The following is a 22,073-nucleotide window of genomic DNA, read 5'->3' as shown; positions in this document are numbered from 1 at the left end:
GCGGCCAACCAGCGATGCCTCGACCGTTAGGCCAAATTCTGCCCCGCGATGATGATCGCGCGATGGAGCGAATGTGGCCGATGGACCTCGCGCTGGCCGCCCTCAGCGGGATCGTCTTGTACACCGTGGCGACTCGGCTGCGGATCGACGACCCGCGGCCTCTGTACAGCGCCTGGACGTACTTCATCGGCGTTCCGGTCATCGTGGTCGCCTTTTCGGTGCTGCTGCGGAGCGTCGCCTCGCGGTTCGTGCGGCGGTCGATGCAGCTCGGGTTTTTAGCCAGCGTGCTCGTCCATTTGCTGCTGGTGATCGCCGCCTTCAACGTGATCATCTTCAGCCAGTACTGGCCGGCGGCGACGCCCGGAACCGAACCGGTCCGGACGCCGATTCGCAAAACCGTTCCCGATTATCTGTTCAATCGCTCGGTCGCTTCGCAGGAGAAGCCCGATTGGGCGCGACCGGTCGATGCCGCCACGGCTTCGCGGGTGCTGCCCGAAGAGGAGCGGCGGGTCTCGCCAGCCGAGGAAGCTGCCGAGCTGCTCGAGATGCCGCGCGAGCAGCCGCGGTTGCAGGAAGTCGAACAGCCGCCGCCGAGCCCGCCGCGACGCGAAGCGGTGGCGATGCCGAGCCCCGCATCGTCCGCTCCGCCGCTGCCTCGACAGGACCTCCGCCGCTCGCCCCAGGTCGAACTCTCGCTCGAAGTCCCCGAAGTCGCGATCGCCTCGATCCCTGAGGCGGCGGCCCCGGAGCGGCAAATCGACGATCCGGCGGCGAGCCAGCGGACGCGGCCGGCCGAAATCGAGCTGCGGATGTCGGCGGCGGAGCAGGCCCCCACGATGCAGCCAGAGCCATCGCTGCAGTCGGTTCAGCCGGCTCCGGTCCAGCGACGCATCGATCGTGGGCTGCCGCGAGTCGGAGAGCTGGCCGCTGAGCTCGCCGAGCCTTCGCGGACTCGTCGCGATGTGCGGCAAGCTCCGGCCGGAGCCGCACCGACGCCTCCTGCGATGCGGATCGCCCGCGAGGCTCCGACAGCCCTCGACCAGCTGAGCGATCGGGCAACGCCGCTGGGACCGCGGGAGCCGACCAGCGGAGCGACGCTCGAGCAATCCTCCGACGCCACCGGTGCGATCGCCGCGATCGCTCCGAGCGGAGCGTTTGATGCCCCGCTGGCCCGCAGCGACCAGGCGAGGGCAGGGGGGCCGCGGATCACGGCGGGCGGAGAATCGTTGGCGGTCGAAGAGCGTCGCGGGCGTGGCCGTCGCCCGAGCGATCTTCCCGAAGCGGCGCTCGAGGGACCCGACCTGTCCGATCTGGTCACTCCCAGCGGCACTCCGCGGACCGGCGCGAGCTCGGCGCCCGGCGAGGCCGCCCCTCAGGATCGGCTCGGCCAGAGCGATGCAAACGCCATCGGCATGGGGGCGACGGGACTGGCGGGGACCGATCCGACGATGCTCGGCGGACCGGCGGCGATCGATCCGCGGCTCGACCCGGGACCCGCCGGAGGGCCCGAGGGGATGAATCGCCGCGACCGGCTGGCGCTGGCCGACGCGCTGCCCGAAGTCGCCGCGGCGGATTTGAGTCCCCCGTCGGATCGTCGTCGCCAACGGGGCGGTCCGATGACGCCGGCCGGCAGCGAAGTCACGGCGGTGCGGCCCTTCGAGCGCCGCGCCATGCGGACGCAAGGGGGAGGTCCTCCGGCTCCGGTCGGCGCAGTGGGGCCGCAGACCGAGGAGGCGATCGAACGCGGCTTGGCCTATCTGGCCGAGCGGCAAAATCCCGACGGCAGTTGGTCGCTGCAGGGACATGGCGAGGAGATTCAGATCCGCAGCGACACGGCCGCCACTGGGCTGGCCCTGCTCGCGTTCCAGGGAGCCGGCTACACGCACAAGCAACATCAGTACGCCGAGACGGTCGCCCGCGGACTTGAATTTTTGCTCCGGATCCAGCGGAGCAACGGCGACCTGTTCCGGCCCGAGGATGACGCCTCGAACCGCAATGCCTGGTTTTACAGCCACGGCATCGCAGCGCTGGCGCTCGGCGAAGCGTACGGCATGACCCGCGATCCGGAGCTCCGGGAGCCGGCTCAGCGGGCGATTAACTTCATCGTCACCACCCAACATCCGCGGTACGGCGGATGGAGATACCTGCCGCGGTCGAGCAGCGATACGAGCGTCACCGGGTGGATGATGATGGCCCTCAAGAGTGGCGAGCTGTCAGGCTTGGAAGTGCCCGAGTCGACCTACGCGGGGATCGATAACTGGTTGGCGGTCGCTCAGGAAGGGGCCGTCCGCGGCTCGCGCTACCGCTACAACCCGTACGCCGCCAACACGCCGGCCCAGCGGCACGGCCGCGTCGTCTCTCCCTCGATGACTGCCGTGGGGCTGTTGACTCGGCTCTATGGAGGCTGGACCCGCGAGCACCTCGATATGCAGCGCGGGGCCGACTATCTCGCCGAGAACCCGCCAGCCATCGGCACGCCACGCAGCCCGGCTCGCGATACCTACTACTGGTACTACGCGACGCAAGTGATGTTTCACATGAAGGGCGAGCACTGGGAGAACTGGAACAACCAACTCAGCCCGCTGTTGGTTTCGAGCCAAGTCCGGGAAGGGCCCGCCGCCGGAAGCTGGAACCCCAAGCTCCCGATCCCCGACCGCTGGGGACCGCATGCCGGAAGGCTGTACGTGACGGCGATGAACCTGCTCAGCCTCGAAGTCTACTACCGCCATCTGCCGATCTACGAAGACACGGCCAAGTGAATTTCGTGCGCTCGGGGGGCCACGGAAAAACATGGGCCACGGAAAAACACGGGCCACGGAAAAACACGGGCCACGGAAAAACACGGGCCACGGAAAAACACGGGCCACGGAAAAACACGGAAGAAACACGGAAGAGGACGGAAGAGGACGGAAGAAGACGGAAGAAGACGGAAGAAGACGGAAGAAGACGGAAGAAGACGGAAAGAGGCGAAGAACCAAAGGGAAGAAAGACACCAAATCCTCCTTCCTCTTCCGTGCTTTTCTGTGTCCTTCCGTGGCCCCAACTCGAGCGCGTGGCCCCCGCAGGAATTCGCGACTTTTATTGGGCGGCGCTTCGGGAGCCTTGCGGGCCTCCGCTGATCGGGTGCCCCTTGGGGAGCGGCCGGGCGGCGGTGGCGATTCCCCGTTTGTAGAGATGCTCTTTGATCTGCCGGAATTCGGCAAAGCTGTCGGGGTAGACCCAGACCGTGACGGTGGTGGTCGTCGGTTCGCGGCCCGCCAGTTCGATGTCCAGCAAGGACCGCTCGCTGCGGAGGACTTCCTCGACCGGTTCCGCCACCAGCCCGGGCGTCGGCTCGATCGTCATCGAGACCAGTTCCAGCCGGGTGGCGAGGCCGACCGAACCGCCGCGATTGACCGTCGTGCGGCTTCGCTCCATTTCGTAGCGTGCGGTGTAGCCACGGATCGGTCCGACCAACGACTCGGACGTTCCGGAGCGGGCGCCGCCGGCGGCGCGGCGAAAGTCTTCGCGGATCGCTTCGATCAGCAGTTCGATCGGGACGACCGACAGCCGCCCCGCTTCAAGCCGCATGTGGATTTCCTCGCCAAAGACCGTTTTGGCCATCGGGCTCGGCAGATGCTCGAGCGTCACGACGGGATCTTTCTCGCCCTCCAGTCGCTGTTGCTGACCCAGCAAGTCGGTTAATTCCTTCTCCCGCTTCGCCGCTTCCGCCGCCAGGGCTGCCGCCTGCCGTTCGGCGTCCGAGAGCGTCGCCTGCTTCTTTTCCCATTGCTCGCGAGCCGTGGCCAGCAGGTCCATCAGCACCGCCCGTTCCTGGCGGCGGCTGAGCAGCTCGACGTTGTAGCCGGTGAGGTCACGGTTGAGCTGCAGGACGTTTTCGGCGACCGCGTCGGCTCGCTGGATCGTCTTTCGCAGCTCGACCGCTTCGGCCGAAGCGGTGGCCGATTCCCGCACCGCCTCTTCGGCGACTTCCCGCGAACGGGCTCCGAGGATCACGACCAGGATGATCAGGATCCCGACGAGGTTGGCGATGATGTCCAGGAATGAATCATGCCCCATTTCCAGGACGGCTCGTTTGCGGCGGCTCATTGCGGCTTCTCCTGCTCGACTCGGACGCCACTGCCGCGGAGCAGGGTCTGCAGCTGTTCAAAGCGGCGCTCGGCACCCGCGGCGACGGTGACTACCAGCACCGGATCCCAGCGGCCGTTCTGCATCGCCAAGCCCCAGCTCTCGACGCGTTCCCGCAGCGCCGCGCCGAGTTCCACGACCGCTTGCTGAACGTCCTCGTCGCGGACCGCGATGATGCGCGGCTCGCCATTACTGCGGCCAGCCGGCAGCAGAACGAACCGGTCGGGCTCACACTGCAGCCGCATCTGGCGAACGATCGAGGTGCCTCGTCGACCACTCATCGAAGCCGGCAACGCCCAATCGTTACCCGCATGCAACTCCGGAGGTTGATCCGCGTCGGAGCCACGGCGACTGGCTTGAAAATTCGGAGACTCGGCCGCCTCGCTGAACATTTTTGCGTGCGGGTCGGGTGGTGGCGGCGTTTGCATCGGCGAGCCGACCGGCGGGGCTGCGGCACCGGCCGCAGCGTTCACTCCGGAGGGTGGCGTCTGCGACGATGCGCTGCTCCCGCTTCCACTGCCTTGCCCTCCGCCGCTGATTTGCCCTTCCGTTTCGGTCCCCCCATCGCCGCTGAGCGGATTGGAGACGTCGCCCGCGATGTTCCCCTCGCTGCGGTCGCCCTGAGCCGTGGGCGCTAGCCCCGGGCCCGATTCTTGAGCCGTGGGCGCTAGCCCCGGGCCGGTTTGGGGCGCCGAACCGGCTGGACTCGCGGCGAGGCTGTGGCGGTTTGCTTCGGCGGAACCGGCGGTGGGTTCCTGGCCGTTGGCGGTTTCGGAACCCGCGGCTAGCGCCTCGCGGCTCAGGTTGCTGGAACCGGCGGTGGGTTCCTGGCCGTTGGCGGTTTCGGAACCCGCGGCTAGCGCCTTGCGGCTCAGGTTGCTGGAACCGGCGGTGGGTTCCTGGCCGTTGGCGGTTCCGGAACCCGCGGCTAGCGCCTTGCGGCTCAGGTTGCTGGAACCGGCGGTGGGTGCCTGGCGGTTCAGGTTGCCCGGTTCGAGCCCGCCGCCGGGGCCGAGTTGGCCGTTGCTTGCGGCGACGGCTTCGCGGCTGAGTGAGCCGTAGCGGCCGGGCATTGCGGCGATTTTGGCTTTTTGGCGGAGGACGGCTTGGTGGATCGTTTGCACCAGCTTGTCGTGCAGTTCGGGGTCGGCCTCAGGGAATCCGAGCCGCAGGTCGTCGGAGATCAGCTCATAGCCGAACTGGTCGTCCCAGGCGGTCATTGCGATCCGGCAGGCGGCATAGGCGTGGATTCCGCCGGGGCGAACCAGCAGCAGCGGGTAGGGGGGAGGCGATTCGGGGTCGGTCTGTTGCCAATGGTCGCGGACCGCGCGGAGGGCGGCGTCGAGCGGGTTTCCGGGACCGAGCGGACCTTCGAGATGTTCGGCCGTGATCCGCACACCCTCGGGCTGAATGATCACCGCTTGATCGGTGCACTCGACGTAGACCGGTCGGCGGTCGGTGCCGTGGGTGCCTTGGTAGGGGACGATCACGACGCGGGGCGGTCGGCCGCTCTGGGCTTGCTGGAGCTCTTCGAGCCGCTGTTTCTCCTCGGCGACCCGCGAGCGGAGCGAGACCAAGCGGGCTTCGGCCTGTGCGGTCGTGGCGTCCGAGGGACGCTCGGCCGCGGCCGCTTCGTCCGCCAATTCAGCCAGCTCTTGGCGGAGCCGCCGCAGATGGGCTTCGAGGTGCGCGAGCTCGCTCCGCCGCTTCTCGAGCTCGGCGGTTTGCCGCGCCCGCAGCTTCTGCAGCTCCTCGGCCCGCCACTGTTCTTCCTCGGTTTGCAGCTTGGCCGCCTGGGTCTGCGAGTGGGCGATCTGCGCGGCCGAATCCTTGGCTTTCTGAGCGACGAGCGCCAGGAGCAGGATCAGCGTGCCCATGGTGCAGACCAGGACCGCGAGGAAGGGGAACAGGTTGGGTGCCAGCGCGTGGCGCGAGCGACGGCTCATGCCGCCTTTCTCCGTGCTGCCACCCGGCCTTCGGACTCGCTCGCGACCGCCGCCGGGAGCCGGGCTGCGAGGATATCGACCGCACGAGCCAAGATCCGCATCGCGTCAGCCATCCCGGCGGCTCCAGCAACGCCCTGCAGCGTCCGATCGAGCGTCTCGACCGACACGTCCAGGGTCCGCACGTTCTGGTCGAGCGTCCCCTGCAGCCGCTCGAGTTCGTGGGCTCGCGAGTGGCTTTCGGCGAGCAGTTCGCTTTGGCTGAGCAGGGCTTTTTGGTGGGACAGGAGGATCCGCGCGTTGTCGCTGAGCGCCGTCTGCCACTGCTGCCAGCGGTGATCGATTGCGTCGGCTCCCTCGCGATTGGCTTGCCGCAAACTGGCGGTGTGCTGCCGAAGCGTCTCTCCGAGCGAATCGCCGAGCGTCTCGTGGAGCGCCTCGCGGAGCTGCGTTCCGGCCTCGGCGGCGGCTTGATGCCAGTGGCCATGGGCCTCGTCGATCGTTCGCCGCCACAGTTCGGCTTGGAGCTGGACGGACGATTCGACCGCGCGGCGGATCTCCACCGACATCTGGGCGATCGCCCGAAAAGGATCTTCCGCCGCTGCCTCTTCGGCTTCGGCAAGGACCGCTGGGAGCAGCTCACCGGCCCGGGCGTCGATCCGCTCGAGCAATCGCCGACTCGACTTCTCAATCGGAAACTGCAAGAAGATCGCGATCACGCTCAGCACGATTCCAAGCGCGGTGGTATCGAAGGCCACGTACAGCCCGGCCTTGAGGCGATCGACTGCGGCCGTTCCGTCGGTGAAGTCGAGTCCGCCGAGCGTTTCGGTGATCCCGATCACCGTGCCGAGGAAGCCAAGCATCGGGATCGCCCAGACGATGATCCGCACGAGCTGCAGGGCGTCGTGGTCACCGTCGGCGGCCCGGTCGGCCGCTTCCCGCATGTCCTCGCTGAGCTGCCGCGCGTGGCCCCGCCGACGCTGGGCGTCGAGCAGCCCGGCAAGGCGATTGGCCAACGGAGTCGCCGCCACGCTCGCCGGGAGTTCGGCCAAGTGGTTCCGCCAGGCGTCGAGCCGTTCGAGCAGCGGTCGGGCCGCGGACGCTTCGGTCGCCGGCAACGTGTCGAGGCCCGCCAGAGCGTGCAGCGATTCGGGCAGCAGATCGCGATCGCTGACCGCGTCCATCTGGCGGTGCCCGCGCTGCATGCGAGCGTAGCGGGAGCCGAGCTGGGCGACCGCCATCCAGAACAGGACGGTCGTGGCGACGGCGATCGGGTGTCCCAGAAAGTATCGCTGCAGGCTCGGCACCGGGACCGCGAACACGACCGCGTAGAAGACGCCGGCCAGAGCGAGCCCGGAGAAACGGTTGAGCATGGTGAGCAGCCCTCGCGGCGTGGTGCAGAGCGAGCGTGAAGGAACGACCGCCGCAGAGGGTGCCGAGAAATCGACCTCGCGGTCAAGAGGAACCGGTGTCCGGTGTCCGGTGTCCGGTGTCCGGTGTTCGGTGGCCGGTGTCCGGTGTCCGGTGGCCGGTGTCCGGTGTCCGGTGTCCGGTGGCCGGCTCCCGGCTCCCGGCTCCCGGCTCCCGGCTCCCGGCTCCCGGCTCCCGGCTCCCGGCTCCCGGCTCCCGGCTCCCGGCTCCCGGCTCCCGGAGACCGGTTGCCTTCTTCTGCTCTTGGCTTTGCGCGAATTGCTGAACTAGGCTTGGGGGTGGACGAGAGGGTTGTCGGCTAAAGCGGATGGAGCGTCTTTTCCGGTTGTTTTGCTCGGGCAAAGTCCGCCCAGTTTGGCAAAATGCTTGAATGAGCTAAGTCAGCTTTTAGAATACAGGTGTTCCGCAGGACCGCAGGGGCAAATCGCATGGGCCGTTCACGGATGCTCGGGGCCGCCATGTTGGGGGGGTGGTTGCTCGTCTTTGTCGTCGATTCGACCGGGACCGGGCAAGCTCCTCCGCAGGGTTCACCATTGGAAAAGGCGACATCGGCAGCGAAATCGCCGCCGGTCGTCACACCGATGGCCGTGGCCGACGGAATGCTAGGCTTCGCTTCCCCCGATGCCGCGGGGGGGCAGATGGTGACACTTATCGATTCGCGGCACAGTTGGATGGCGGTGTACGCGGTGGACGCGAAAGGCCAAATTCGGCTGCTCAGTTCACGACCGCTCCAGCAAGATTTTTCCGTCCAGTACAACGTCATGGACCCGACGCCGGCCGAGATCGGCCGTTTAAAACCACGTTAAAACCGAGTCAGGTTCCGACCGATGGCCAGCAATTACCTCTCGTTAGATGAAGCCGCAAAGATCCTTGGGCTCTCTCCCGACCGCTTGGTCGAGATGCGCTCGCAGGGGGAGATTCGCGGTTTCCGAGATGGGGCGAGCTGGAAATTTCCGCAAGACGAGGTCGACCGGCTGCTCGCCGAGAGCGGCATCAACGTGCTCGCCGATGACGAAGGGATGCCGGGGGGATCCTCGATCCTGGTCAGCGAACAGCAGGTCGGTTCGGCAATCCGCGAGGGTGGCAGCAAGATCATCGGCGGCGACAAGGAAGAATCGACGTCGGGGATCGACCCCTCGGCCGACAGCGACGTCCAGCTGGTGGCCCGCCAAGGCCATGGCAGCGACGTGCAGGTTGTCCCGAGCCGATCGGCCGGGGAGGAGCAACGCGAGCCGCAGGCGGTCGAAGAGGGGGACGAAGATTTGTCGCTCGCGCCCGAAGAATCGGGGCTGCTCGATCTAGCGGCCATCGAGCCCAAAGAAGGTTCGACCGGTCCGGTCGTCGGCGCTGAAGATTTGGCTTCCTCCGGCTCCGGAGGCACCGGACCGGGCAGCGATCTCGATTTGCAGCTCCACGATTCCAGCGCCGACGTGCTCGGCGACATCGATTTGGCCGGCAAGGAAAAAGGAGGCACGGGCGACCTGGTCCGCGGCGACAGCGATCCCGAACTGGGGCTCGGTGGAATCGACGATGCACTCAGCGAAGATGACGACCTGGTGATCGCGGACGATGACGACGACGATCTGGTCCTCTCGGGCGTCGGGAGCGATATCTCGATCGCCGGCGACAGCGGCATCAACTTGATGAGCCCCTCGGACAGCGGCTTGTCGCTCGAAAGCGAGCCGCTCGACTTGGCCGGTTCGAGCATCTCGGCGCTCGACCTCGGTGGCGACGCCGGCTCCTCCCCTTCGGCCGGAGGAAGTGGAAGCGGCTCGCTGGTCGATTTCCAGTCGGACGAAGAATTCCAGCTCTCCCCTTCGGGGGTCGGGCTGGAGGCCGAAGATGAAAGCGGCTCGCAAGTCATCGAAGTCGAGGATTCCGCGGCCTTTGTCGGCGATGTGGATTATGGCGATGCGGCTTTCGGCGGTGATGCAGCTTTTGGGGGCGGTTCGGTCGTCGCCGGCGAGGGGCTGCTCGACGACGGCGCGGTGATGGCCGACGAAGGGCTGGTCGATGAAGGCTTTGTCGACGAGGGGATGGGGCTGCAGAGTGGCGAGCCTGTCGCCGCCGCGGGAGCGGTCCCCGTCGCGTACGAAACGCCGTTCTCGGTGTGGAGCGTCGTCGCCCTGGCCGGGATCCTGCTGCTGATGAGCATCGGCGGAATGCTGATGACCGATCTGGTCCGCAACCTTTGGACCTACAGCGAACCGGCCGCGCCGGTCAGCTCATTGACTGACGCCTTGATCAGCATGGCCGGACTCGAGTAATCACCGACGCTGCAAATTCATGGATGGATGCGCGATGGATCGCCAACCCCGCCCCCGTAAACCGACGCCTGCCAAGCCCCGTTCCCGGCGAGCTCCTGCGCTCGGCAGCCTTTTCTTCAGGGGTCTTCTGCTGGGCGGCCTGTTGCTGGGCGGCCTGGTGCTGGCGGGCGGCTGCAGTTGGCTCGAGCACAGCAAACTCGAACAGTACCAATCGGAGAATGACCGTCTGATCGGCGAGTTTCGAGCCGAGCGGCAGCGGAGTTCGGTGCTCGATGAGCGGAACGAAGAGCTCAGCGATCGGGTGGCGGCCTTGGAAGACCGCTTGGCGAAGGTCTCCGGTTCGCTGCGAGAAGAAACGCTCGAGGAAACGCGTTCCGCGGCCGAGAGTATCGACGTCACCGAGCCGCCCGCCGAAGCGTCCGAGCGGCTCGCGGCCCCCAAGCCCTCGTGGCGGCAGCGGTTTTGATTTGCCGCAACGCGCTAGCCCGAATTATTTATCAGCCGCAACGCGCTAGCGTCCGGTTCCCTGGGTGTTCCCATAGCCTCTGCAGTGCACAGCGGTTAGTGGCACAGTCGTTTAACGGCAAGCCGAAGGCGACTGCTTTTAAAACACCGACGCCTTCGGCTTGCCGTTAAACGATTTTTTTCCGCCTCCGCCCCGCCCCGTGGTGATTTGTCGCTTCTTTGCACCGTGCGGGAAACAGGAGTACGGACAGCCGCGTAAGATCGTTTATACTGAGAGCGTCCCGCCCCACCTGCGATTCCCACCTTCGCTCCCCCCGGCCGCCTCGAAATCCTGCTGCACTTCGGACCCTGCTGCACTTTGGACCCTGCTGCACCTCGGACCCTGCGGCAAGGGTTCCCAACTGCGAACGCCGGAGAATGACGCTGCATCGGGAAGATCCCTCTCCCGTTCTGCTCCAGCGCTTCGTTTGCTCCGCCCACTGAACGCCTCGACCACCCTATGAACGCCCGTACCTTGCTGCCGTTGCTCTTGGCTCCCGCTCTGTTGCTGGCGGTGGGCTGCGGGCGGGAGCCGGACATCGTCCAGTATCAGATCGATACGCGTCCGCCTCAGGAATTGCAAACCGAGCAGCGGATGATCGGAGCGATCGTCCCCCAAGCCGACGCAGTCTGGTTCTTCAAGATCGTAGGACCGGCGGACGATGTCGAACCGGTGGTCGAGGAAGTCCGAGCGTGGATCGCCGACGTCCAGTTCGAGGGGGGCGAGCCGGTGCTCGAGTTGCCTGCCGAGTGGACGCGGCGCGAAGGGGGCGCGATGCGGTTCGCCACGGTCGAGATTCCCACCGAAGGCGAATTGCCGCTGGAGATGAGCGTCTCGCAGCTCGGCCGCGGTGCCGAATGGGGCGAGCTGGTGGCGATGAACGTCAACCGCTGGCGAGGCCAAATGGGGCTGGAGCCGTCGGAAGAACCATTCGCCGCAGCCGAACCGCTCGCCACTCAACCCGGCGGTGCTGAACAGGCCGGCGGTGCTGAACAGCCCAGCGGCGAGGGACCCACCGAGGGCGAAGTCGCGATGTGGGTCGATTTGAGTGGGGCCTTTGGCGGCGGCCCAAGCAGTATGGGAGCGAGCAGTATGGGAGCGAGCAGTATGGGAGCGGGCGGCATGGGAGGGGGCATGGCCGGAGCTCCCTTCGCCGGTGGAGCTCCCTTCGCTGGTGGGACTCCGGCAGGCGGACCGCCGCAGATGCCTCTCGGCCCGCCCGGATCGGCTGGCGGGGCGTCGGCCGCTGGAGGAGGGTCGGCCGATGGCGGGGCATCGGCTCCCGACGGGGGCGGGCAAACCGGAACCGAGGAGCTGACGTACGAGACTCCCGAGGGCTGGCGGCCGGGCAGGATGAGCGCGATGCGATGGGCCGCGTTCAATCTCGGTCCGGAGGATCGCCAAGCGGAGCTGACGGTGATGCCCGCCGGGGGGAATGTTCGCGACAACGTCCGCCGCTGGCTGGGACAGATCCGCCCCGACGGAGTCGACGACGCGCTGCTCGACCAAGTGATCGACGCAGCGCAGGAGGTGACGGTCGATGGACGGACCGGCCAGCGATTTTTGCTGCCCGGCAGCGGTGAAAATCCCTCAGCGATCGATGCGACGATCGTTCCCATGGACGAAGGTCGCAGCCTGTTCATCAAAGTGCTGGGCGATGCCGAAACGGTTGCCGAGCAGTCCGACGAGATCGGGCAATTTCTCGAATCTTTCCAGATGAACCGCTGATCTCGCTTGGGAGATCGGGCGGGCAAACGCAAGCACAAAAACCATGGCTACAGCGAACGTCAACGATTGGTCGACTGTCGAACGAGATCCGGAGGCCGCTTCGGAGTTCCGTGCCGGATCGCTGGCGTGGCAAGCGCTGGCGGCGATCGGTTCGCTGAAGCTGACCGTCGTCCTGTTTGCCCTCTCGAGCGTCTTGGTGCTGGTCGGCACGCTCGCCCAAGAAGACCTGAACATGGTCGAGGTGAAGCAGCGGTACTTCACCTCCTGGATCGCGGCGATGCGGTTGGAAGACTTCGTTCCGCAGGCTTTCATTCGCCACCAGACAATCCCGGGCGTGATCCCATTTCCTGGCGGGGCATTGATCGGCGTGTTGTTGATGGCGAACCTGATCGCCGCCAAGGTCACGCGGTTCCACATCCGCGCCAGCGGCGGTCGACTGCTCGGCGGGGCGATCGTGTTCCTGTTTGGGCTGCTGTTGTGCTACGGCGTGATCGCCGCCGGCCATAGCTCTGATGGCGTGCAGGGCCAACCGCCAATTTCCTACCAAACGCTGTGGAGCGGACTCGTCGGAGGAATGGCGGTCCTGTGGGTGGCGGCGGTCTACCGGGCGATCGTCGCGCCGCGGACCGGCTGGCGCATCATCTGGGGCTCGTTGGCGCTGGTCACCGGCATCTTCGGTGTCGCCACGCTCCTCGGCTATTTCTCAATGTCCGCGTCGAGCTTGCGGATCACGTGGCAGCTGATCCAAGGTACGATCGTCGCCGCTGTGCTGCTCGTCGGCAGCCTGCTGATGTTCGGCAAACAGGGAGGCAACCTGCTGCTGCACTTCGGCGTGGCGTTGCTGATGATCGGCCAGTTCGCGTTCGGCGACCAGCAACTCGAGCAGCGGCTCAGCTTGGTCGAGGGGGAAGCGACCAACACGCTGGTCAACATGGACCGCCTCGAGCTAGCGATGATCGATCGATCCAAAGAGGGAATCGAAGCGGTCACGGCGGTTCCCGAAGCAACTCTGCGGCGGTTGCACAAGAGCGGCGAGACGCTGCGGGATGCGCGATTGCCAGTCGACGTGCGGGTGGTCGAGTTTTTTCCGAACAGCACCCTGATCCGGTCGAGTGAAGCGAAGGGTGAGAATCTGGCCACGACCGGCAATGGGGAACGCGTTGTCGCAGTTCCCCAGGACAGTGCGGGCGGGGTCAGCAGCGAAGTCGATCTGGCTTCGGCCTACGTCGAGCTGCTCGACAAGGAGTCGGGCGAGTCGCTTGGCACGTACCTCGTCTCGCAGTTGCTCAACGACCGGCAATTTTTGGCGATCGGCTCGAGCCAGGACATGTTCGATTCGTTCACTGCCGGGGGGCAGGAGTTTGATCTCGGGCTGCGATTCAGCCGCGTTGCCAAACCGTACTGGGTGAAGCTCAAGGACGTGCGGCGTGTGAATTACAGCGGCACCGACACGCCCCGCGATTACTCGTCGTTCATCACGCTCGTGGACACCGAGACCGGCCAGGTTCGCGACGAGCGGGTGTGGATGAACAACCCGCTCCGCTATCGCGGCGAGACGTTTTACCAGTCGAGCTACCAGCCGTTGCCCGGTGGCAAGGAGATGACGGGCATTCAGGTCGTGAAGAACTCCGGTTGGATGATTCCCTACATCGCTTGCATGGTCGTGGCGGTGGGGATGATCGCCCACTTCACCGGCACGCTCGATCGCTTCTTGGGGCGTCGCGAGCGGGAGACGAAGCGGGTGCCGGTCGAAGGGGCCAAGCCGGGTTCGGGGCGGTGGCCGGTGGTGCTGATGACCGGCTTGGCGGCGCTGCTCGCAGCGCTTGCGCTGGTGCCGTGGTCGGCCGTCTCGATGGCGATGCGGCCCGAAAGGCGGCAGGAGGCGTTTGATCTCTACCGGGCTGGTGAGATTCCCACCCGCTATGGCGGACGCGTGATGCCGCTCGACGCCTTCGCTCGCCAGACGTTGCGAGCGATTAGCAACAAGACGTCGCTGCCGCTCGAGGAAGCCGAAGAGTCGTCGCCGGGAGCGCCCGGTGAAATCATCGCTCGGGCCGGCGACGCGTCGAAGCTGTCGGCGCTGCAGTGGCTGTTGGAAGTCGCGTCGGGCGATCCGGCGCTCCGCGATCTGCCGATGTTCCGGATCGAAGCCGACGAGGTGCTCGCCGAATTCAGCATCAAGCGGCGGCGGAGCATGCTCTACTCGCTCGCCGAACTCGCTCCGGGGCTGGAGAATTTCCAGACGCAGCTCCGAGCGGCCGAAGCCAAGGAGCCCGAACAGCGGACCTTCACCGAACAGAAACTGATGGAGTTGGCCAGCCGTTTGAACGCGTATCGGATGGTCGATATCGCGTTTGGCGAACCCGCCTTGCCGTCGGTTCCCGAAGAGTTCCGTGGCCCGAACGTGACGCCCGAGCAGCAACGGCAGGCTCAGTTCATGTTGCTCGCCCGGCAGATGTCGAGTCTCCGCGAAGCCCCGGTGCCGGCAGTGGTCCCGCCGACGGCCGAGACGACTTCGGCCAGCCAGGATGTGCCGCCGTGGACGCCCTTGGCGAGCGGTTTGTTTTTCAATGCGATCAGCTCGGTGACGGGCGAGCCGGCGGCGCCGGGGACCGAGACCTTTTCGGCCATCGTGCGGCATTACAACGAAGGGAACGAGCAGGAGTTCAACGAAGCGGTCGACCGCCATTTGGCGGTCGTCGCGGAGCTCGAACCGCGCGATTACCGGCCGGCGGCGGTCGGCGTCGAGCGGTGGCTCGAAGCGGTCCAGCCGACCGTGACGGCGCGGATTTTCTATGGGCTGTTCCTCGTCCTGGGGCTGCTGGGATTGATGATCGACCTGCCGCGGCTTCGCTGGAGCGTGTGGGGCGGGCTGGCGGTGGTCGCCGTCGTGCACACGTTCGTGCTGCTGGCCCGAATGTACGTCACCGGTCGAGCTCCGGTGATCAACCTCTACTCGTCGGCCGTCTTCATCGGCTGGGCCGCAGTGCTGGCCGGTTTGCTGTTGGAGCTGGTTTATCGCCGCGGCGTGGGCAACGTAATCGCCGCTTCGACTGGATTGCTCTCGCTGATGGTCGCCTGGTTCCTGAACACGGGCGATACGATGCCGGTCCTGCAGGCGGTGCTCGACACCCAGTTCTGGCTGGGGACGCACGTGATCACGATCGCCCTCGGCTATGCGGCGACCTTCTTAGCGGGCGGCTTGGGGATCGTCTATCTGTTTGGGATGCTTGGACGCGCCGGGGTCCAAACCTCGCTGGCCCGCGACGTCTACCGAATGATCTACGGGGTGACCTGTTTCGCGATCCTGTTCAGCTTTGTCGGCACCGTGCTTGGCGGCTTGTGGGCCGACGACAGCTGGGGCCGCTTTTGGGGCTGGGACCCGAAGGAGAACGGCGCTCTGCTGATCGTGCTGTGGAACGCGTTGATGCTGCACGCTCGCTGGGACGGGATGGTCCGCGAACGCGGTTTTGCCCTGCTAGCGATCGGCGGCAACATCATCACCGCGTGGAGCTGGTTCGGCACCAACCAGCTCGGCATCGGGCTGCACAGCTACGGGTTCACCAGCGGCGCGCTGGCGCTGTTGAGCGTGTTCGTGGCGAGCCAATTGGGGCTGATCATCCTCGGAGCCATCCTGCTCCGCCCGTCGGGCGAAGCGAAGTAAACCGTCCGTTAGCCTTTCCAGGCTGACATTTACGGACACCCTCCCCCCGGGAGGGTCGCGAGGAACGAGCGGGGAGGGCGCCGGTTGCCTGAAACCGAGGGTTCGGTCTTTTGAGCCGTAGGCGCTAGCCTCGGGCCTCGCAGCCCCGGGATTTCCGCTGCAGCACCCGCGGCTAGCGCCGTCGGCTCAAGGTTTTCGGTCTTTTGAGCCGCAGGCGCTAGCCTCGGGTGAGCCGCAGGCGCTAGCCTCGGGCCTCGCAGCCCCGGGGTTTCCGCTGCAGCACCCGCGGCTAGCGCCGTCGGCTTAAGGTTTTCTGACAGAGCCTAGCTGGAAAGCCTGACGTACTTTTCACTCTTCGGCGATGGCTTCGGGGGCGACTTCGGGCGTGACCGACGGTGGGACGCCGCGGATCTTGAGGAAGCCGGAGATCGAGACGATCGCAAGGGCGATGAGGACCAGCACGGTCAGCCACGTCTCGCGTTTCCGCCGAATCCCTTCGAGCTTTCCCGACCGCCCCACGAGCGCTGACGCGAGGAAGAACACGACCAGGGCCAGCAGCATCTTGATCCCCATCAGCGCGTGGTAGGGACCGTCGCCCGGATGGGCTTCGATGCCTAGCATGTAGTTGTAGACGCCGGTGATCAGAAACAGCACGATTCCGAGGTGCACGTAGCGTTTCCACCGCCCGATGACCGCCGGCAGCAGCTGGGCAAGGGAGCCCTCGTCGAGTGGGCGGCCTTCATTGAGTTGGCGGCCTTGATTGAGTTGGCGGGTTGCCGGGAGGAGGACGAGCAGCGTGAAGATGCTGCCGCCGACCAGCACGATCGCCGTGATCACGTGCACGATGCGAGACAGCACGGCCAGCGCGAATTCCAAGTCCATCGTCAACTCCCTCGCGGAACAGTGTGATGCGTTGCGTTGGTGCAAGTAGGACGCACGAGCCACGTTTGCTCAAGTGGTCGAGCTACTCAGTTGGCGTCCCTCTTCCGGCTGCTACCGGTTGAACGATTCGGTGCCCTCTCTATAAAGCAGCTACGCCGCCGGTCGATAGCGACTGCTACCGTCGATCGCACCGGTCGGGTCGCAAACGCTGCTTTGGCGAACATGCGAATGAAATGGTTGGCCTCCTGGGCGGCCGCGGTTGCGATCAGCCTCCTTCGCTGGACCTGTCGGATTCGCGTCCACGATGATCCGCGCGACGAGCTGCGTGCGGCGGGGCGGCCGTACATCTACTCCATTCTGCACGCCCACCAAGTCGCAATCACCATCGGGGCCGAACCGGGCACCGGGGCAATGGTCTCGCGGTCGGCCGACGGCCAGATCATCGTGCCGGCGCTAAAAATTCGCGGCTGCGTGCCGGTCCGTGGCTCGGGGCGCGGCAGCGGAGCCGACAAGGGAGGCCGTGCGGCGCTGGCTGCGCTCATCGAGCACGTCCGCACCGGGCGCCCCGCGGTGCTCGCGGTCGACGGCCCCCGGGGTCCCCGGAATCACGTCCACAAGGGAATCGCGACGCTCTCGCAGGAGACCGGAGCGGTCGTGCTGAACGTGGTCACCGTCCCCACTCGCCGCTGGATTCTCAGCCACAGCTGGGATCGGCTGCAGATTCCGATGCCGCTTTGCACGATCCACGCCTACTTCGCCCCGCCGATCGAACCGCTGCCGGAGGAAGGGATCGAAGCCTACCGCAAACGGATCGAGCTCTCGCTCAACACGCTCGAAAGAAAGCACGACGCAGCGGAAGCGGCAAGGAGTTTGGGGTAGGGAGCAGCCGATGTTCGTGATCGTACTCGTACTCGTACTCGTACTCAGCGCAGCGGTACTCGTACTCGTACTCGTACTCGCTCCCGCGCACCCAGCCTCAGAACGGGCGCGCGGATCGAGTACCGCTTCGCTGAGTACGAGTACCGCTGCGCTGAGTACGAGTACCGCTGCGCTGAGTGCGAGTACCGCTGCGCTGAGTACGAGTACCGCTGCGCTGAGTACGAGTACCGCTTCGCTGAGTACGAGTACCGCTGCGCTGAGTACTGAGTACTGAGTACTCTGCCCCCTCCTCACCGCGGGCGTTCGCTGAGGCGGACTCGAGGGACTCGCGGGGGCTGGGCTTCGGCGGCGGACGGTTCGCTCTGGAGCGGCGGCAGGAGGCGGCGGGCCCAATCGTCATCGGGACCGAGCGGAATCTCGAGCCGCTGGTTGGGGTCGACCGTGCTGCTCAGCGCCTCGGCGGTGAGCCGGCGCTTGGGGTCGACGTGGGCCAGGGGGACGTTGTTCGCCACGATGGCCGTCCCGGGCGGCATCGATTCGAAGTGCGGTTGGCGATAGCAGAGCCCCGAGAGCTGGACCTCGGACCCGTACAGCTGGAACCCGAACGCGACGCTTTGGCAGGCGATCCGCTCGCGAGCGGTGAGTGCCTCGGGATGCACGCTGACGCCGAGCGACTGGGCGGCCGCTCGCAGCAGTTCCGGGTCGACTTTGGCATTCTCGATCGCCACCCGGCCAATCGCCTCCGAAATCGGCCGGCCACGGTGCCGCGTCAAGCTTTGAATCTCGATCGTCCCGGTCCCGGTCAGCCGGTGGTCGAACAGCTCGAACAGATCGAGCATGTTCACCTGCGTGAACCGGGCCCCTTGGAGCTGGACCGTGTAGTCGTCGTGATCGAGTTCCCAGCGGAGCGAACCGGAGAACTGGGCGTCGACGCCGAGGCGTCGCATGACGGGCAGGTAGTCGGCCAGCATGCTGCAGGGCAGGGGGCTGCTGCCGGTCGTCAGCGACAACCGGGTGCGGGGCAGGGGGCCGGAGCGATCGCGGCTGACCTGCAGCGTTGCCGGAGCTTCTTCGGGGCTGCGTCCGGCGAGCACGAAGCGGGCGGCCGCGACCGTTTCCCCTTCACGAGGCTCGATCCAAACGTCCAGCGGCGAGAGCGTCAGCCCCTGCGACTGGTTGTGAATCGACAGGTCCTCGGCCCGCATCCGCAGCCCCGCTCCGACCAGATCGGGCTGGCAGAGGAAGCGATCGTGGACCAGTTGCCAGGCGAGCGGAAACTGGTCCGAGAGCAGTTCGGGTTGAGAGAGGTGGATTTTCGTCTGGCCGTCGACCACGGCGTAGAACACCGTGCGGACACGGGCCACTTCGTCACCGGTCTCGGGATTCATCAGCCGCACTCCCTCGAGCTGCCACGCCCCGGGGCTCGGCCGCATCATCTCACCGATCGCCACGCGAACCCCGAGCCGTTGCTGCAGCGCGGCTTCGAGGGCTGCGATCTCCGCCCGGTAATACCACGGCGTGCGGGTGACGATGACCGCCGCGAAGGTCAGCAGCGTCGGCAGCGCGCAGAGCAAGAGAAAGGCTAGGCGGCAGAACGCTCGCTCGGTCCTCTCATGCATCCTTGCATTCCAGGCGTGGGGGGAAGGTGGATTTCTTTCTCTCGTACTCGTACTCAGCGAAGCGGTACTCGTACTCGTACTCGTACTCGTACTCGGATCACCAGGGTTGGAAGCGAGTACGAGTACGAGTACGAGTACGAGTACGATTGCATGCTCTCGCTACTCGCCGCTCGCTACTCGCCGCTTTCAAACTTGGCGAGCCATTTGGTGGAACAGCTCGTAGCGGGCTCGCATTTCCGTCAGGCTGTCCCCGCCGAACTTGTCAATTAAAGCGGCGGCGACTTCGAAAGCCACCACCGCTTCGATGATCACCGCAGCGGCCGAGATCGCGCAGACGTCGCTCCGTTCGTACTGGGCTCGGTGCGGCTCCTTGGTTTCCCAGTTGATCGAGTCGAGGGGTTTGCGGAGCGTGCTGATGGGCTTTTTGGCCGCTCGGATCACCAGCGGTTGGCCGTTGGTCATCCCCGCCTCGAGTCCGCCCGCGTTGTTGGTCGGTCGGCGGTAGCCGAGGTTCGGCGAATCGGCTTGGTTGCTGTCGAACTCGATCGGGTCGTGGACTTGGCTTCCCGGGAGGCGGGCTGCTTGGAAACCGAGCCCGATTTCGACGCCTTTGATGGCTTGAACCGCCATCACCGCTTGAGCCAGCCGGCCATCGAGCTTGCGATCCCACTGGGCGTGGGTGCCGAGCCCGAACGGGAGGCCTTCGACGCGGACTTCGATGATTCCCCCGAGCGTGTCTCCCTCGTCGCCGGTGCGATCGATGAACTGGCGGAACTCCTCGTCGGCCGCTGGGTCCAGCCCATAGACGACCGATTGGCCGCGGAGCTGGCGGTGTTCGGCGATCGTACCCGGGGGCGTCGTGATCGCCCGGCCGCCGATTTCCGTGACGTAGCCCAGGGCATCGATCCCGAATTCGGCGAGCAGCTGCTTGGCCAGCGAGCCGGCGGCGACGCGGACCGCGGTTTCGCGAGCCGAAGCCCGTTCGAGGATCCCGCGGATGCTGCCGAGATACTTGATCGCTCCGGTCATGTCGCCGTGGCCGGGGCGGGGTCGCTCGAGATCTTTCAGACGCTCGAGTTTGTAATCGCGGTTGATCACCTGCAGGGCGATCGGGCTGCCCAGGGTTTGGCCCTGCCAGATGCCGCTCAGGATGTCGACCTTGTCGGTCTCCAACTGCTGGCGTTTGCCGCGGCCGTAACCTCCTTGGCGAAGTCGCAGGTCGTCGTCGATCTTGTCGGTATCGATCGTCAGCCCGGCGGGGAAACCGTCGACCAAAGCCAGGAGGGCTTTTCCATGGGATTCGCCGGCGGTCCAGTAACGCAGCATCGGGGCGTGGGTGCCAGAATGGAGGTTCGATCAGGATGGAAGGGGCAGCCGGGGCTCCCGCCGCACGAGCGTTGCCAGTCAATTTGCGATGCGAGCGCGGCGATTTGCCCCGCGAGCGCGGCGATTGACCCGGCGGGCTCGGAGAGCGCAAAATCTCGGCCAGCCGTCGCATCTTACTTATGAGCCAATTTTCGGGCCAGGGCGTTCTGGGGGAGTGGGACAGATCAGCGTCAAAGAATTTGTCCTTCGCCACTGGTTTTTGTTGTTGCTCGCCATTTCGCTCGCGGTCGGCTTTCTCGGACCGAGTGCGATCGCCGATCTGGGCGATCTGCCGGGGCTCCGTCCGTCGCTGGTAGCCGGCGTGTTGTTTCTGATGGGGCTTGGGCTGGGGGCTCCGGCGGTGCTCGAGAGCATTCGCTATCCGGCGGCCGGATTGCTGGCTCTGGGGATCAATATCGTTGGCGTGCCGCTGCTGGCGGCGCTGGTCGCGCCGCTGTTGCCGATCGATCTCGGGGGCGGCTTGATCGTCGCGGCCGCGGTGCCGTGCACGCTCGCCTCGGCCTCGGTCTGGACCCGCAAGGGGGGCGGCAACGACGCGATTTCGATGCTCGTCACCGTGGTCACCAATCTGCTCTGCTTTCTGATCGCCCCGCTGACCTTGGTGCTGCTCCTCGGCCGCTCGGTTCCGCTCAGCTTTGCCGATCAAGCCGCCAAGCTGGCTCTGCTAGTCGTCGCTCCCTTGGTGGCCGCTCAGGTTTTGCGGCAGTTGCCCGCCGTCGCTGCCTGGGTGAGCCGCAGCAAGATGCGGATCTCGATCGCTGCTCAGGCGGGGATTCTGCTGATGGTCCTGTTCGGAGCCGCCGAGACGGTGCGGAGGATGGGGGAGGGCGGGACGACGACCTCGACGCTGTGGATCGTCGCCGTCGGGGCCTTGGTCATCGGCGTGCATGCGAGCGCGTTGTTCGGCGGCTGGTGGGCAAGCGGCGGGCTGGGGCTGCCGGCCCGCGATCGGATGGCGGTGGCGATCGCCGGCAGCCAGAAAACGCTGATGGTGGGGCTGCAGATCGCCATCGACTGCGGCGTCAGCATGCTGCCGATGATCCTCTACCACGTCGGCCAGTTGCTGGTCGATACGCTGTTCGTCGAGCGGTGGGGAACGTCGGAGCTGGAACTCGTGCTAGGAGCCGAAGACCGCGCTTCCGAGGGCGATGGCGATCCCCATCCCGAACAGCAGATGCAAGGGCATCCCGCAGAGCCCTAGCACGATCCCGATAATCGCGTGGGCTGAGCCTTTGATGATCGGTGTCTGGCGGCGGGCGCGGAGGCCCCCGATGCCAAGGATGATCGAGGCGACGCCCAGGGGGAATCCGATGACCGGCAACAGCGAGACGATCCCCAGGTAGTAGCTGATCAGCGCTTTGGGGTTTTTGTACGGGATCAGCCCCCCGGTCGCATCGCCCATTTCTCGCGGCGGCTGGCCGAATCCGGCGGGGCTGTACTGAGCTTGGCTGTGCTGAGTGGACGCGTGCTGAGTCGCGTGAGGCGGCGGAGCGGTGTCGGAGGCGAGGTAGGGATTCTGGGGCGAAGTGGTTTGCGGCCGATTTGTTTGGAGGTCGTGAGTTTGGGGGTCGTGCATCGCGGGGGCGCTCCGATTGGTGCAACTGGGGGGGTGGCGTCAGTATACGAGGCCGGCTCGTGCGG

The 22,073-nt window shown here is 66.1% G+C and carries 15 protein-coding genes; 8 read left to right on the top strand and 7 right to left on the bottom strand.

Features of this window, described 5'->3' with window-relative positions; translation table 11 throughout:
- Positions 1–14: 14 nt before the first annotated feature.
- The gene (locus GNK13_RS06560) at positions 15–2,759 is read left to right on the top strand and encodes a prenyltransferase/squalene oxidase repeat-containing protein (protein WP_235934854.1); all 2,745 of its coding nucleotides are present in this window, start codon (positions 15–17) and stop codon (positions 2,757–2,759) included.
- A gap of 319 nt (positions 2,760–3,078) precedes the next feature.
- On the opposite strand, the gene GNK13_RS06555 is transcribed toward GNK13_RS06560, so the two are convergent.
- The 3 genes from GNK13_RS06555 to GNK13_RS06545 are packed head-to-tail and all read right to left on the bottom strand — an operon-like array spanning position 3,079 to position 7,444.
- The gene (locus GNK13_RS06555) at positions 3,079–4,089 is read right to left on the bottom strand and encodes a hypothetical protein (RefSeq protein WP_164101710.1); all 1,011 of its coding nucleotides are present in this window, start codon (positions 4,087–4,089) and stop codon (positions 3,079–3,081) included.
- Positions 4,086–6,074, bottom strand: a complete 1,989-nt coding sequence (locus tag GNK13_RS06550; protein ID WP_164101709.1) for a hypothetical protein — start codon at positions 6,072–6,074, stop codon at positions 4,086–4,088. The genes GNK13_RS06555 and GNK13_RS06550 overlap by 4 nt, the downstream gene beginning before the upstream one ends.
- Positions 6,071–7,444: a MotA/TolQ/ExbB proton channel family protein gene (locus tag GNK13_RS06545; RefSeq protein WP_164101708.1), complete on the bottom strand. Its 1,374-nt coding sequence runs from the start codon at positions 7,442–7,444 to the stop codon at positions 6,071–6,073. Before GNK13_RS06545 ends, GNK13_RS06550 begins: the two co-directional genes overlap by 4 nt.
- Positions 7,445–7,930: 486 nt before the next feature.
- On the opposite strand from GNK13_RS06545, the gene GNK13_RS06540 reads away from it, so the two are divergent.
- The 5 genes from GNK13_RS06540 to ccsA all read left to right on the top strand — a co-directional run bounded on the left by GNK13_RS06540 (position 7,931) and on the right by ccsA (position 15,666).
- Positions 7,931–8,308 carry a hypothetical protein gene (locus tag GNK13_RS06540; RefSeq protein ID WP_164101707.1) on the top strand — a complete coding sequence of 126 codons (378 nt, stop codon included), beginning with the start codon at positions 7,931–7,933 and terminating at the stop codon, positions 8,306–8,308.
- 21 nt (positions 8,309–8,329) lie between these two features.
- Positions 8,330–9,769 (top strand): helix-turn-helix domain-containing protein, encoded by a 1,440-nt coding sequence (locus GNK13_RS06535; protein ID WP_164101706.1) that lies wholly within the window; start codon positions 8,330–8,332, stop codon positions 9,767–9,769.
- Between the two features lie 142 nt (positions 9,770–9,911).
- Positions 9,912–10,235, top strand: a complete 324-nt coding sequence (locus GNK13_RS06530) for a hypothetical protein (protein ID WP_164101705.1) — start codon at positions 9,912–9,914, stop codon at positions 10,233–10,235.
- 498 nt (positions 10,236–10,733) lie between these two features.
- A complete protein-coding gene (locus tag GNK13_RS06525) occupies positions 10,734–12,002 on the top strand; it encodes a hypothetical protein (RefSeq protein ID WP_164101704.1) in 1,269 nt (422 codons plus the stop codon).
- A 43-nt stretch (positions 12,003–12,045) separates the two neighbouring features.
- Positions 12,046–15,666, top strand: coding sequence for a cytochrome c biogenesis protein CcsA (gene ccsA / locus GNK13_RS06520; RefSeq protein WP_164101703.1), 3,621 nt, complete (start codon positions 12,046–12,048; stop codon positions 15,664–15,666).
- 348 nt (positions 15,667–16,014) lie between these two features.
- Here the strand turns inward: ccsA and GNK13_RS06515 are convergent, their stop codons facing one another.
- Positions 16,015–16,548 carry a hypothetical protein gene (locus GNK13_RS06515; protein ID WP_164101702.1) on the bottom strand — a complete coding sequence of 178 codons (534 nt, stop codon included), beginning with the start codon at positions 16,546–16,548 and terminating at the stop codon, positions 16,015–16,017.
- Between the two features lie 228 nt (positions 16,549–16,776).
- Here GNK13_RS06515 and GNK13_RS06510 point away from each other — a divergent pair, with 228 nt between their 5' ends.
- Positions 16,777–17,427, top strand: coding sequence for a lysophospholipid acyltransferase family protein (locus GNK13_RS06510; RefSeq protein ID WP_164101701.1), 651 nt, complete (start codon positions 16,777–16,779; stop codon positions 17,425–17,427).
- A 290-nt stretch (positions 17,428–17,717) separates the two neighbouring features.
- Here the strand turns inward: GNK13_RS06510 and GNK13_RS06505 are convergent, their stop codons facing one another.
- Positions 17,718–19,046 carry a hypothetical protein gene (locus tag GNK13_RS06505; protein WP_164101700.1) on the bottom strand — a complete coding sequence of 443 codons (1,329 nt, stop codon included), beginning with the start codon at positions 19,044–19,046 and terminating at the stop codon, positions 17,718–17,720.
- A gap of 186 nt (positions 19,047–19,232) precedes the next feature.
- Positions 19,233–20,372, bottom strand: coding sequence for a chorismate synthase (gene aroC, locus GNK13_RS06500; RefSeq protein WP_164101699.1), 1,140 nt, complete (start codon positions 20,370–20,372; stop codon positions 19,233–19,235).
- A gap of 214 nt (positions 20,373–20,586) precedes the next feature.
- On the opposite strand from aroC, the gene GNK13_RS06495 reads away from it, so the two are divergent.
- On the top strand, positions 20,587–21,633 hold the full coding sequence (locus GNK13_RS06495) for a bile acid:sodium symporter family protein (protein WP_164101698.1): 1,047 nt from the start codon (positions 20,587–20,589) through the stop codon (positions 21,631–21,633).
- On the opposite strand, the gene GNK13_RS06490 is transcribed toward GNK13_RS06495, so the two are convergent.
- The gene (locus tag GNK13_RS06490; RefSeq protein WP_164101697.1) at positions 21,550–22,008 is read right to left on the bottom strand and encodes a DUF4190 domain-containing protein; all 459 of its coding nucleotides are present in this window, start codon (positions 22,006–22,008) and stop codon (positions 21,550–21,552) included. The genes GNK13_RS06495 and GNK13_RS06490 overlap by 84 nt on opposite strands.
- Positions 22,009–22,073: the final 65 nt, after the last annotated feature.

The organism is Candidatus Laterigemmans baculatus (assembly GCF_010367455.1).
Lineage (GTDB): Bacteria > Planctomycetota > Planctomycetia > Pirellulales > Pirellulaceae > Laterigemmans > Laterigemmans baculatus.
This window is presented reverse-complemented; position numbering and strand designations above follow the sequence as displayed.